Here is a 12,741-nt window from a genome sequence, read left to right on the forward strand (position 1 = left end):
TCGAGGACCTCGTTGATCGGCTATGCGTTCTGGTCGAGCAACTCCAGCGTTCCCTCACGCATCCGGTAATGCCGTTGCACGACACCGGGCGGCAGCGCGTCGTGGGTGATCATCACCAGCGAGCGTTCGCCGAGTGCGGCGGCCAGGTCGACCAACAGCGCGTGGGCGGTATCCACGTCCAGACCATCGGTGGGTTCGTCGAGCAACAGGATCGGGGCATCGCGCAGCAGTGCCCGCGCGAGGGCGAGCCGGCGTGCCTGGCCGGCAGACAGCGTGGCGCCGTTTTCGCCAACCCAGGTGTCCAGACCGTCGTTCGCGCTGGCCCACGCGCCCAGGCGCACCTGTTGGAGCACCTGCCACAGTGCGGCATCATCGGCAGCGGCGTCGCCGATGAGCAGGTTGTCGCGCACGCTGCCGGCAAACACCGGCGCGTTCTGTGGCAGCCAGGCGATACGCTGGTGCCATTGCGCCTGTGCGAGGTGGCGCAGGTCGATGCCCGCGTAGCGCAGCTGCCCGGCCTGCGGATCCCACAGGCGCAGCAACAACGCCAACACTGTGCTTTTACCGCTGCCGCTATCGCCACTGATGGCAATGCGCTCGCCCGGCGCCAGGGTCAGATCGAGCGCGTGCAGCACCGGGCGCACGCTACCGGGCCAGGCAAACGACACCTGCTGCAATTGCAACGTGCCGGTGCGCGGCACGTCGATCGCGTGCGCCGGATCGCTCACCGATGGCGCTTGATCGACGATGGCCTGCAGGCGCCCGGCGGCAACGCGTGCGCTTTGCAGCGCCTGCAATGCCAGCCCGGCACCGGCCCAGACTTCCAGCAACGCCATGGTCAAAAACACCAACCCCGCAGCGAGCTCGGCGGCGATCAGCCCGCGTTCGGCCGCGCCAAGTGCCAGCCACAGCATGCTGGCCAGCCCCAGCCCGCCGCAGAGCGCATGCAGCAGGTTGCCGGTGATCAGCCGTCTGCGCTGGATGCGATCGCCGCCGGTGACGGCGGCGGCGGCGGCGTCGCTGCGCTGCAGCCAGGCGCCCTGCGCGTCGACCGCAGCAAGGTCGGCCGCGCCCTCCAGGCCTTCGAAGGCCTGCGTGCGCAAGGCCGTGCGCTGCTGCGCACGCAACTGCTCGCGCTGCGCGCCGCCGCGTGCCACCTGCCACGGCACCAGCCCGCCGATCAGCACGCCAAGCACCAGCAACAAGCACGCAGCGGGGAGATAGATCAGCGCAGCGGCGGCGACACCACCTAACCAGATGCCGAGCAATGCGGCCAGCGGTGCCAACGCGCGCACGCTCAGGCCGTCGACCTCGCCGATGTCGGACATCAACCGCGCCAGCAGATCGCCGGTCCGGGTGGCCGACAATCGCCCGGGCGCCAGCGGCAAGGCGCGGCGAAAGAACCACACCCGCAGATCGCGGGCGATGCGCAAGGTGGCATCGTGCCCGATCAACTTTTCGCCGTAACGCGACACGATACGCGCGAAGGTCAAGGCGCGAATGCCGGCCGACGGCGAGAAGAAGTTGAAACCGGTCCCCATGCCGGCAACGCCTGCCAGCGCAGCGGCGGTCAGGAAGCTGCCGGACAAGCCCAGCAGGCCGACACCGGCAAGCATGGTGACCAGCACCAGCACTGCCGACAACAGCAGGCGCCAGGCATGCAGACGAAACACATCGCGCAAACGATCAGGCTGGGGGCGGCTCATGGTGCCTCCAGCGTGACCGGCACGCCGCGCAGATCGATCACCGTGTCGGCCCAACGCATCGCCGCAGCGCTATGCGTCGCCAGAACGACCGCACGGCCGCGCGCAAAGATGCCCAGCGTCCGCAGCAATTCCGCTTCGGTGTCCGGGTCCAGAAAGGCGGTGGGTTCGTCCAGCAGCAACACCTCCGGCTCGCGCAACAACAATCGCGCCAACGCCACGCGGCGGGCTTCGCCACCGGACAAACCAAAGCCACGCTCGCCGATCACCGTGTCCAGGCCGGCCGGCAAGTGCGCTGCAAAGCGCAGCACCTGCGCCGCCTCGGCCACCGCGTGCAGGCGCGCATCGCTGGCCTGCGGGTCGGCCAGGCGCAGGTTGTCGGCGATGCTGGCGTGAAACAGGTAGGGCCGCTGCGTGGCATATCCAATGCGCGCCCCCGGGCGCACGGCCACGCTGCCCGCCTCGGGTGCAAGCCAACCGGCGAGTCCTTCCAGCAGCGTGCTCTTGCCGCTGCCGCTGGCACCGATCACCGCAACGCGCTGGCCGGGCTCCAGCGTCAGCGCGAACTCCTGGACCACCACCTGCGGCGCGCCGGCAGGACGCAGCACCAATCCACGTGCCTGCAACAAGGGCGCATGCGCTTGCGCCGGCTCCAGGGCACGTGCGGGTAGCACGGCGGTGTGCGCGGCGGCAGCCGGCTGGAAACCCTGCAGCAAGCGCTCGGCTTCGGCCACGGCAGCCAAGGCGTTCGCGCGGTCATGGTAATGCGCGGCCAGGCGCCGCAGCGGTGCGAAGAATTCCGGCGCCAGCAAGAGGCAGAACATGCCGGCACCCAGCGACGGCATACCGTGCAGATGGAGCATGCCCAGATAGCTCAAGCCGAAGTACAGCGCTACGATCGCAACGCTGACGGAGGCAAAAAACTCCAGCACGGTGGAGGACAGGAATGCGATGCGCAACACCTTCAGCGAGCGCTCGCGCACGCCCTCGGCAGCGGCGGCAATGCCCTGCAATTCAGCCTGGCCGCGGCCATACACGCGAAGCAATCCCAGGCCCTTGAGGCGATCGGCAAAATGCCCGCCCATGCGCGCCAGTTCGCCGAGTTGTTCGCGCCCTGCGGCCTCGGCGCCCCAGCCCACCAGCATCATGAAGAACGGAATCAGCGGCGCGGTGAGCAGCAACACCAGCCCGACCACCCAATCGACCGAAAACACCGCGATCAGAATCAGCGGCGGCACCAGCACCATTTCGATGCGAGCGAGCTGGTAGCCGACGAAATAGCCTTCCAGCGCATCGGTATGCGCCAGGCTCAACTCGCCCAGTTCGCCACTGCGTTGCCGGCGCAACCATAGCGGCCCGTGCTGCACCAGGCGTTGCGCAATGCGTGCGCGCAGTTCGCGCTTGGCCACGTCGGCCACATCGCCGGTCAACGATTGCGCCCAGGCATTGAGTAGCGCGCGCCCGATCAGCGCAACCAGCAACCCCGCGCCCACGTTGCGCAATTGCGCCATTGCCAGGTGCTGCACCAGTACCGCCTGTACCAGCCAGGCAATCGCAGCCGATTGCACAAGCAGCAACGCACCCGACAACGCCACCGCCACGCCGGCGAGCCGCCGCGCGCGCGTGGCCGATGCGGCCAGCGCATCCAGCCAGTGGCCGCGTTGACGGCGCTGGGCGGGCGTTTCGCTGGCTTGCACGCTGGGCTGGCTCACGTCGCTCTTCTGAAGACTGCGCATTGCACGCGATTGTAAGTCGCCGCCTCCCGGTCGGGGATGGACAGTGTGACGCACCTGTTCAGGACCGCATTGATTTGGATCAACGCGGCCGGCGCGATGGCGGCAGATGATCGCCACATTCCTTACCGACCCTCAACCAGGCCCACCCGCCATGATCGACTCGACAGTTGTCGAACTGTCGCGGCTGCAGTTCGCAGTCACCGCGATGTACCACTTCATCTTTCCACCGCTCACCATGGGTCTGTCGTTCCTGCTGGGCATCATGGAAAGCGTCTACGTCATGACCGGCAAGCAGATCTGGCGGCGCATGACCATGTTCTGGGGTGTGCTGTTCGGCATCAACTTCGCCATGGGTGTCGGCACCGGCATCGTGATGGAATTCGAATTCGGCATGAACTGGTCGTACTACAGCCATTACGTGGGCGACATCTTCGGTGCGCCGCTGGCGATCGAGGGACTGATGGCGTTCTTTCTGGAAGCCACCTTCTTGGGCCTGTTCTTTCTTGGCTGGAATCGCCTGAGCAAGGTACAGCACCTGATCACCACCTGGCTGGTGGCGCTGGGCAGCAACTTCTCCGCGTTATGGATCCTGATCGCCAACGGCTGGATGCAGAATCCGGCCGGCGCGGTGTTCAACCCCGACACCATGCGCATGGAGGTGGTGGATTTCGTGGCAGTGCTGTTCAACCCGGTGGCGCAGGCCAAGTTCGTGCATACGGTGAGTGCCGGCTACGTGCTGGGCGCGGTGTTCGTGATGTCGATCAGTGCGCTTTATCTCTTGCGAGGCAAGCATATTGAAATGGCACGGCGTTCGTTTGCGGTGGCTGCAGCGTTCGGCCTGCTGTCGTCGCTGTCGGTGGTGGTGCTGGGCGACGAGAGCGGCTACGCCGCCAGCGAACACCAGAAGATGAAACTGGCCGCCATCGAAGCGATGTGGGAAACCGAAGCCGCACCGGCCGACTTCACTGCATTCGGCATTCCGAACCAGACCACCCATCGCAACGATTACGCCATCAAGATTCCGTACCTGATGGGCTTGATCGCCACGCGTTCGCTGGATGAGCCAATTCCAGGCATTCTCGAACTGGTCGGCCGTGCCGAACACCGCATCCGCGGCGGTCAGATCGCCTACGGCGCACTGCAACGCATCCGCGCCGACAAGAACGACGCCCAAGCACGCAAGGTTTTCGATGCGCACTGGCAGGACCTGGGCCACGGCCTGCTGCTCAAGCGCTATCGCGACGATATCGGCAACGCCACGCCGGAGCAGATTGCCCAGGCCGCGATGGACACCGTACCGCGCGTGCTGCCGCTGTTCTGGACCTTCCGCATCATGGCCGCCATCGGCATGTATCTCATCGCGTTTTTCGCTGTCGCCTTCTGGTTTGCCTGCAAGCACAACTTCCAGGAAAAACGCTGGTTCCTGAGCTTGGCCCTGTGGACGTTGCCGCTGCCGTGGATCGCGATCGAATGCGGTTGGTTCGTTGCCGAATACGGCCGCCAGCCGTGGGCGGTGGAAGGGGTGCTGCCCACGTTCTACGCCGCCTCGGGGCTGGACCTTTACGAGATCGTGATGACGCTGGTGGGCTTCACCGCGCTGTACACGACGTTGCTGGTGATTGCGATCAAGTTGTCGCTGAAGACCATCAACAAGGGACCGGAGGTGTTGTTCCCACCGATGCTGCCCAACGCATTGCCCGCCGCCCTGCAGGACCATGCCCCGTCGCGTCACGCACCGCTGAGTTCCGGTGCCGTGGCCGGCAGCGCACCGTAAGCAAAGGAGAGACATCATGGATTTCGTATTGCTCGATTACACGACCCTGCGCGTGATTTGGTGGCTACTGCTCGGCGTGCTGCTGTCCGGCTACGCGGTGATGGGCGGCTTCGATCTGGGCGTGGGCGCGCTGCTGCCGTTCGTCGCCAGCAACGATGCCGAACGCCGGCTGGTGATCAACACCGTCGGCCCGGTCTGGGAAGGCAACCAGGTGTGGTTGATCCTGGGCGGCGGCGCGATCTTTGCCGCGTTTCCGCCGTTGTATGCAGTGAGCTTCTCCGGGTTCTATCTGGCGATGTTCCTGATCCTGTTCGCGCTGATCCTGCGCCCGGTCGGTTTCAAGTTCCGCGGCAAACTGGTGAGTCCGCGCTGGCGCAGCACTTGGGACTGGGCGTTGTTCGTCGGCGGCTTCATTCCGGCGCTGATCATGGGCGTGGCGGTCGGCAACGTGCTGCTGGGTGTGCCGTTCCACTTCGACGACAGCATGCGCACGTTCTACACCGGCAACCTGCTCGGGTTGCTGACGCCGTTCGCATTGCTCGCCGGCTTGCTCAGCGTGGCGATGCTGCTCGCGCATGGCGCCGCGATGCTGGTGCTCAAGACCGATGGACCGGTGGCCGAGCGCGCGGCACGTTTCGGCGGCATCGCCGCGCTGTGTGCGCTGGCACTGTTTGCAGCAGGCGGCGCATGGGTGGCGCTGGGTCTGCCCGGCTATGCGGTGACCTCGGTGCTGGCCACCGATGCGGCCACCAACCCGCTCGGCAAGACCGCTGCGCTCACCGCCGCGGGCGGCTGGTTGCACAACTACAGCAGCATGCCGGCCACATTGATGGCGCCGCTGGTGGGCCTGGTCGGGCTTGCGATGAGCGCGGTGTGCTTACGCCTGCGGCGCGGCGGCCTGGCCTTCATCGCCTCCGGCAGCGCCATCGTCGGCATCGTGTTCACGGTGGGCTTTGCGTTGTTTCCGTTCCTGCTGCCCTCTTCCAGCGCGCCAAGCGCGAGCCTGACGGTGTGGGACGCATCCAGTAGCCGTCTGACGTTGTGGATCATGTTGCTGGCCACTGCCGTGTTCATGCCGATCGTGCTGGCGTACACGAGCTGGGTGTATCGCGTGCTCAAGGGCAAGGTCACCGACGATGCGGTCACGGCCAATCCCAACGCGTACTGAGCGCCGCGGCAGCGATCGCAGTGCCTGCGCTGCCGTTGCCGCACCGCGCGCCACCATCATCCTGTTCAACGATTCGAGGAGCACACCAATGTGGTATTTCGCATGGATACTTGGCACCGGCCTGGCGGCATTGGCCGCGGTGCTCAACGGCATGTGGTTCGAAGCACGCGAGCCCGAGCGTGGCGAGCCGCCTCAGTAAAATAATTTCATCAGATGCTTGCCGATTCCCCATTCCCTATGTAACATACGCGGCTCCTTCGGGGTGTAGCTCAGTCTGGTAGAGCGCTACGTTCGGGACGTAGAGGTCGCAGGTTCGAATCCTGTCTCCCCGACCAGTTTCAAAACACAAACCGGCCTTGTGCCGGTTTTGTGTTTTCAGGCGTCGTTGCACGCACGTGCGCGACGCGGATGGTCTGTCATGTCTGTTGTCACTGCCGCGTCTTCTTCGTCCGCCCAGTTGCGTGGTCGCGGCCTGGTGCTGGCCGCGATCCTGCTGTCCGCATTCAACTTGCGCACCGCGGTGACGTCGCTGACGCCGCTGCTGGAACGCATTGCCGACGAGTACGCCTTCGGCGCGCCCACCATGGGTGCGCTCGGCATGTTGCCGACCGCAGCGTTCGCACTCACCGGCGTGGCAACGCCCGCATTGCTGCGCCGTTTCGGCTTGCTGCGCGTGGCGCTGTTGTCGATGGCGCTGGCCACGCTGGGGTTGGTGCTGCGCCCGCTGCTGCCGGGCACCGCCGGGTTGCTGGTCGGCTCGCTGGTGGCATTGGCCGGTATGGGCATGGGTAACGTGGTGCTGCCGCCGCTGGTGAAGCGTTACTTCGGCGACCGCGTGGGCCGGGTGAGCACGCTGTATATCACCGTGCTGCAGGTCGGCACGCTGCTGCCGGCCCTGCTGGCAGTGCCGGTGGCCGATGCGCTGGGTTGGCGTAGTTCGATGGTGGCGTGGGTGCTGCCGGCCCTGCTGGCAACGGCGGCGTGGGCCCTGGTGCACGCCAACCATCGGCGCATCCGCGCCACCGGCCCGGCACCGGTCACACCCACGCCCGAAGCCGAAGGCCGCGTCGCGCGTACGGCGCTGGGTTGGAGCATGGCGGTGACCTTCGGCATGACCTCGCTGGTGACCTATTCCATGTTCACCTGGCTGCCGACGCTGCTGCGCGAAGCCGGTGCATCGCCTGCGTTCGGCGGCACCATGGTGGCGTTGTTCGCGGCATTGGGCATGGTCGGCGCGCTGACCATGCCGGCGCTGGCGGTGCGCATCCGCAATCCGTTTCCGATCGTGCTGCTATGCGCAGCCTGCCACCTGGTCGCGTTCGCCGGGCTGTGGTGGGCGCCGCTGGCCGCACCGGTCCTGTGGGTGACCCTGCTCGGCCTGGGGCCGAGCACCTTTCCGCTGGCGTTGGTGTTGGTGAATCAGCGCAGCCGCACGGCGGCCGGTTCGGCCGCGCTGTCCGGTTTCTCGCAGGGCGTGGGCTATGCGGTGAGCTGCCTGGGGCCGTTCCTGTTCGGCTGGCTGCACGCGCACAGCGGCGGCTGGACCTCCCCGTTCGTGTTCCTGGTCATCTGCCTGCTGGTGCAGCTGGCCGCCGCCTGGGTAGCCTGCCGCCCGCAGTTTCTGGAAGATGCGTGGACGCCGCCGGCACGCGGCGCCCGCGCGCTCAACGTACCGGCAGACTGATGTAGCTGGGCTGCTCGGGGGACACGTACACCCGCTGCGTGGCCTTCTGATAATCGCCGGGCTTGGCGAAGAAGATATTGGGCACGTAGGTCTGCGGGTTGCGGTCGTACAGCGGGAACAGGCTGGACTGCACCTGCACCATCACCCGGTGACCCGGCTGGAAGGTGTGGTTGGCGGTTGGCAGGCCGAACTGGAATGCCAGCGGCTGATTGGAGGCCAAGGGTTTGGGCGTGCTGAAGCTCTCGCGGTAGCGGCCGCGGAAGATCGCCAGCGACACCGGCAACTCGTAGCCGCCCATCTTCGGGTTCGACGCCATCTCCTCCGGATACACATCAATCAGCTTCACCACCCAATCGCTGTCGCTGCCGCTGGTGGAGGCCTGCAGATGCACTTCGGGGGCACCGGCGATCTGCAGCGGCTCGGTCAGCGGCTCGGTGACGAAGGTCAGCACGTCAGGGCGGCCATCGACAAAGCGCTGGTCGTGCACCAACCAGGTGGTCCACATCGCGCGGTCGGCAAAATCCACCGGGCGCGGCACGAACGGCACCGGCTTGGCGGGGTCGGACACGTACTCTTCAAAGCCCGCCTGCCCGGCCACCGGTTGCTGGAACGACAACTTCCCGCCGGCCTGCAGATACAGCGGCCTGTTGGACGAGGCGCAGCCCTTGTCGCAACTGCGCGGCCATGCCTTGAGGCGGTCCCAATGGTTTTCGCCGGTGTTGTAGATGAACACCGGCGGCGTGTCTGCCTTGGGCGCGCCATCGACCAGGTACTGGTCCAGGAACGGGCGCAGCACCTCGGAACGGAACTGGCGCGCGGTATCGCCTTCGAAATTCAGCGCGCCCAAGGCACTGCCGTCGTAGTTCACCTGACTGTGGCGCCACGGGCCCATCACCAGGTAGTTGAGCGTATTGCGCTTGTCGCGCGGCTCCATCGCCGCGTAGCTGTGGATCGCTCCCCACATGTCTTCCTGATCCCACAGGCCTTGCAGCCACATCGTGGGCACCTTCAGCGGCGTGCGCGCCATTACCTTGTCGAGCGCCTGCTCCTGCCAGAACGCGTCATAGGCGGCGTGTTCGGTGAGCTTGTGCCACCACGGCAATTGCTCCAGACCTGCGGCCTTGGCGAAGTCGCCGGCCGAGCCGGCCTGCAGGAAGTTGCTGTAATCGTCGTGCCCCTGACGCGCGATGCCGGCGCCCTTGCCGCGCTTGCTGAGCTGGCCGGTGAAATAATCGAAATTCACCTGGCGGAACGCGCCGTAATTGAACCAGTCGTCGCCCATCCAGCCGTCGATCATCGGGCTTTCCGGCACCGCCACCTTCAACGCCGGATGCGGGTTGGTCAGTGCCATCACCACGGTGAAGCCTTCGTAGGACGAGCCGATCATGCCGACCTTGCCATTGGTTTCCTTGACGTTCTTCACCAGCCAGTCGATGGTGTCCCAGGCATCGGTGGCATGGTCGACCTCGCTGGGATTGAGCGGCCCACGCAGCGGGCGCGTCATCACGTAATCGCCTTCGGAACCGTATTTGCCGCGCACGTCCTGAAACACACGGATGTAGCCGCCTTCCACGAAGACGTCGTCGCCGGCAGACAGCAGGTCCTTTATATGCGGCGAGGCCAGCCGTTCGGTGCGGCCACTGGCGTCGTAAGGCGTGCGTGTCAGCATGATCGGTGCGTTCCTGGCGCCCTTCGGCAGCACGATCACCGTGTGCAGCTTGACCCCATCGCGCATCGGAATCATCACCTCGCGCTTGATGTAGTCGTTGCTCGCATCGGCAGCCACGAACGGCTTGCCGGTGATGTCCGGCGTCATCGGCGAGGTTTGCGTCATCGCGGTGCCGGTGGCGGCGGCAATGGCGGTGGCTAGCAGGCAGGCGGCAAGGCGGCGCATGGAATCTCCGGCAGCAACGGTGGGCAGGATGAACAACTGCAGCAGCGTAGGCACAGACAACTGGCTTGCGGGAGTGTCGAAGGTACCGGGTCGGCCACGCTGCGGCGCGCACGTGCTGCCGATTGGCGGCAAGGCAGCGCCTTGGTGCTGTCCTGAAATGACCATGCCGTGCGTTGCATCCCTTGCACCCTAGTCTTGGATCGGTGCGCGCAAGCCAGCACCAAGCCAACCAAACGTCATTGGCCGACCGGCAAATCGCACGCTTCCGCAGGCGCGGCAGATGCTTTACAACGTTTGATCCCACGATTGCAGCGACCGCTCGTATGCGCGATATCCCCTCACACGCCTGCGCTGACCCACACCGCCGCCGTCTGCTTACCCACCTCGGTGCGGCCGCGCTGTTGCCGTTGCTCGGCCGTGCAGGCGGTAGCGACGCGACCACGCCACCGGTACGCCCCACCCGTTCGCCGTTGCTGCCGCCCGAGCAGGCGCTGCGCCTGCCCTATGCGGCACCTGCCGCCGATGCGCAGCTGTTGCGTGAAGGACTGCCGATCGGCAATGGCCGGCTCGGTGCGCTCTGCGGCGGGGCTCCTGCCTGCGAGACGCTGTTCGTTTCCGAAGGCAGCCTCTGGTCGGGCGGCAGCAACGCAGCGCTGCAGGACGATGGCCAGTTTGCGTATACCAAGGAAGATTTCGGCAGCTTCATGCTGCTGGCCAAACTGTTCGTGGAACTGGAAGGGCATGCGCAGGCGCAGGTGTCCGATTACCAGCGCGAACTGGACATGAGCAACGGCTGCGTACGCGTGCGCTATCGCATCGGCGAGACGCGTTATACGCGCACGCTGTTCGCAAGCCACCCGGATGCGGCCATCGTGTTGCGCCTGGATTGCGAAGGCGCAGGCAGCCACCGTGGCCGCATTCGCCTGATCGATACGCATGCCGGCGCCGGTCGCGCCGACGGCGACGCTGGGCTGCGCTTCGCCGGCCAGCTCGATAACGGCCTGCGCTATGCCGCAGCGCTGCGCGTGCACAGCGACGATGGCAGTCTCGAAACAGGCGACGGCCTCCTGCAGTTTCGTGACTGCCGTGGCCTGACCATCGTGTTGTGCGGCGACACCGATTACGCCGCCGATGGCGCACGCGGCTGGCGCGACCCCACGCGCGACCCGCTTGCGCGGGCGCGCCACCGCGCACAGGCCGCCGCTTCAGTGCCTGCGGCGCTGTTGCTGGATACCCATGTCGCCGATCACCGTGCGCTGTTCGACACGTTGCAGGTGGAGCTTGGCCAGTCCAGCGATGCGCAGCGCGGCCTGGAAACCTGGCAGCGAATCCAGGCCCGCGCCGCGGCACCTTCGCTCCCCGACCCGGAACTGGAAGTGGCCTATCTGCAATTTGGCCGCTATCTCACCATCGCCGCCTCGCGCGATGGATTGCCCACCAACCTGCAGGGTTTGTGGCTGGAAAACAACGAGCCGCCCTGGATGAGCGATTACCACAGCGACGTCAATCTGCAGATGAACTACTGGCTGGCAGATCCTTCCGGGTTGGGCACCTGCGTCGATGCGCTGACACGCTATTGCCTGGCGCAGCTGCCGTCGTGGACACGCATCACCCAGGCTCACTTCAACGACCCGCGCAATCGTTTTCGCAATACCTCCGGCAAGATCGCCGGCTGGACCGTGGCCATTTCCACCAATCCGTTCGGCGGCAATGGCTGGTACTGGCATCCGGCAGGCAACGCGTGGTTATGCGACAGCCTGTGGCAGCACTACGAGTTCACCCAGAACCGGGACGACCTGACGCGCATCTATCCGCTGCTCAAGGGCGCCTGCCAATTCTGGCAGGCGCGCTTGATCGCAATGGAGGTCACCGATGCCGACGGCCGCACTCGACAGTGCCTGGTCGACGATCATGACTGGTCGCCCGAGCATGGTCCGGAAAATGCGCGCGGTATTGCCTACGCGCAGGAACTGGTATGGACGTTGTTTGGGCAATACCGCCAGGCCAGCGCCCTGCTTGGCCGCGACGCGGCTTACGCCGCGACCGTCGCCACGCTGCAGCAGCGTCTGTACCTGCCGGAAATCAGCCCGCTAAGCGGCCAATTGCAGGAATGGATGTCCCCCACCGACCTGGGTGAAGCCCATCACCGGCACCTGTCGCCGCTGATGGGTTTATTCCCCGGCCATCGCCTGCACCCGGATCTGGGGCCGCCCGCGCAGGTGGAAGCAGCGCGCAGGCTGTTGGAAGCGCGCGGGATGCAGAGCTTTGGCTGGGCCTGCGCGTGGCGGGCGCTGTGCTGGGCAAGACTGGGCGATGCGGAGCGTGCTTATGCGCTGGTGCTGACCAATCTGAAATCCTCGATCGGTCACAGCAATGGCACCGCGCCGAATCTGTTCGATATCTACGATCTCAGCCAGCACGGCGACCCCACCCTTGGCGGGGTGTTCCAGATCGATGCCAACTTCGGCACCCCGGCCGCAATGCTGGAAATGCTGCTGTATTCGCGCCCTGGCCAGATCACGCTGCTGCCCGCACTGCCCAAGGCCTGGGCCGCGCAAGGCCGCGTTACCGGCCTGGGCGCACGCGGTGGATTCACGGTGGACATGGCGTGGCGCAACGGCGTGCCGACGCAGGTCAGCGTGCGCAGTGTCGGCGGCACCCGCACCCGCATTGCCTGGGGCGCCCAGGCGCACGACATTACGCTTGCACGCGGCCAAGTGCGGCGCGTGCTGTGAGCCGGCCCCGCAGGCCGGCAGCGCCTGCAGCATGACGCCGTTGCAGG

8 protein-coding genes and 1 tRNA gene are annotated in these 12,741 nt (G+C 66.1%); 6 read left to right on the forward strand and 3 right to left on the reverse strand.

Translation table 11 applies throughout. From position 1 onward, the window contains the following. Window positions 1-20: 20 nt before the first annotated feature. Both cydC and cydD read right to left on the reverse strand, forming a co-directional pair. Complete coding sequence (gene cydC / locus ACCQ07_RS11930) at window positions 21-1,706, reverse strand: thiol reductant ABC exporter subunit CydC (RefSeq protein ID WP_372363353.1); 1,686 nt, start codon at window positions 1,704-1,706, stop codon at window positions 21-23. Next, window positions 1,703-3,439, reverse strand: coding sequence for a thiol reductant ABC exporter subunit CydD (gene cydD / locus ACCQ07_RS11935; RefSeq protein ID WP_209261587.1), 1,737 nt, complete (start codon window positions 3,437-3,439; stop codon window positions 1,703-1,705). The genes cydC and cydD overlap by 4 nt, the downstream gene beginning before the upstream one ends. Before the next feature lie 151 nt (window positions 3,440-3,590). On the opposite strand from cydD, the gene ACCQ07_RS11940 reads away from it, so the two are divergent. The 5 genes from ACCQ07_RS11940 to ACCQ07_RS11960 all read left to right on the forward strand — a co-directional run bounded on the left by ACCQ07_RS11940 (window position 3,591) and on the right by ACCQ07_RS11960 (window position 8,065). Further along, entirely contained in the window at window positions 3,591-5,213 is a 1,623-nt protein-coding gene (locus ACCQ07_RS11940; RefSeq protein WP_218488434.1) for a cytochrome ubiquinol oxidase subunit I, read from the forward strand. Between the two features lie 16 nt (window positions 5,214-5,229). Next, window positions 5,230-6,381 carry a cytochrome d ubiquinol oxidase subunit II gene (gene cydB, locus ACCQ07_RS11945; protein ID WP_011347694.1) on the forward strand — a complete coding sequence of 384 codons (1,152 nt, stop codon included), beginning with the start codon at window positions 5,230-5,232 and terminating at the stop codon, window positions 6,379-6,381. 88 nt (window positions 6,382-6,469) lie between these two features. After that, window positions 6,470-6,580 (forward strand): cytochrome bd-I oxidase subunit CydX, encoded by a 111-nt coding sequence (cydX, locus tag ACCQ07_RS11950; protein WP_008573380.1) that lies wholly within the window; start codon window positions 6,470-6,472, stop codon window positions 6,578-6,580. Between the two features lie 59 nt (window positions 6,581-6,639). Beyond that, window positions 6,640-6,716: transfer RNA gene (locus tag ACCQ07_RS11955), tRNA-Pro, on the forward strand. An 83-nt stretch (window positions 6,717-6,799) separates the two neighbouring features. Continuing rightward, window positions 6,800-8,065, forward strand: coding sequence for a CynX/NimT family MFS transporter (locus ACCQ07_RS11960; protein WP_372363354.1), 1,266 nt, complete (start codon window positions 6,800-6,802; stop codon window positions 8,063-8,065). Here ACCQ07_RS11960 and ACCQ07_RS11965 read toward each other — a convergent pair. Beyond that, window positions 8,046-9,959: a CocE/NonD family hydrolase gene (locus ACCQ07_RS11965; RefSeq protein ID WP_071117447.1), complete on the reverse strand. Its 1,914-nt coding sequence runs from the start codon at window positions 9,957-9,959 to the stop codon at window positions 8,046-8,048. The two genes, ACCQ07_RS11960 and ACCQ07_RS11965, sit on opposite strands and share 20 nt — an antisense overlap. Window positions 9,960-10,282: 323 nt before the next feature. Between ACCQ07_RS11965 and ACCQ07_RS11970 the strand changes: the two genes are divergently transcribed. Continuing rightward, window positions 10,283-12,694 (forward strand): glycoside hydrolase family 95 protein, encoded by a 2,412-nt coding sequence (locus ACCQ07_RS11970; RefSeq protein WP_372363356.1) that lies wholly within the window; start codon window positions 10,283-10,285, stop codon window positions 12,692-12,694. Window positions 12,695-12,741: the final 47 nt, after the last annotated feature.

Source organism: Xanthomonas sp. NCPPB 3583, assembly GCF_041475715.2.
Lineage (GTDB): Bacteria > Pseudomonadota > Gammaproteobacteria > Xanthomonadales > Xanthomonadaceae > Xanthomonas > Xanthomonas euvesicatoria.

Excerpts from the sequence above, each read along its gene's own strand:
- ACCQ07_RS11940 (WP_218488434.1), top strand. The coding sequence starts at position 3,591 with ATGATCGACTCGACAGTTGTCGAACTGTCGCGGCTGCAGTTCGCAGTC.
- ACCQ07_RS11960 (WP_372363354.1), top strand. The coding sequence starts at position 6,800 with ATGTCTGTTGTCACTGCCGCGTCTTCTTCGTCCGCCCAGTTGCGTGGT.
- cydX (WP_008573380.1), top strand. The coding sequence starts at position 6,470 with ATGTGGTATTTCGCATGGATACTTGGCACCGGCCTGGCGGCATTGGCC.
- cydD (WP_209261587.1), bottom strand. The coding sequence starts at position 3,439 with ATGCGCAGTCTTCAGAAGAGCGACGTGAGCCAGCCCAGCGTGCAAGCC.
- cydB (WP_011347694.1), top strand. The coding sequence starts at position 5,230 with ATGGATTTCGTATTGCTCGATTACACGACCCTGCGCGTGATTTGGTGG.
- ACCQ07_RS11965 (WP_071117447.1), bottom strand. The coding sequence starts at position 9,959 with ATGCGCCGCCTTGCCGCCTGCCTGCTAGCCACCGCCATTGCCGCCGCC.
- ACCQ07_RS11970 (WP_372363356.1), top strand. The coding sequence starts at position 10,283 with ATGCGCGATATCCCCTCACACGCCTGCGCTGACCCACACCGCCGCCGT.
- cydC (WP_372363353.1), bottom strand. The coding sequence starts at position 1,706 with ATGAGCCGCCCCCAGCCTGATCGTTTGCGCGATGTGTTTCGTCTGCAT.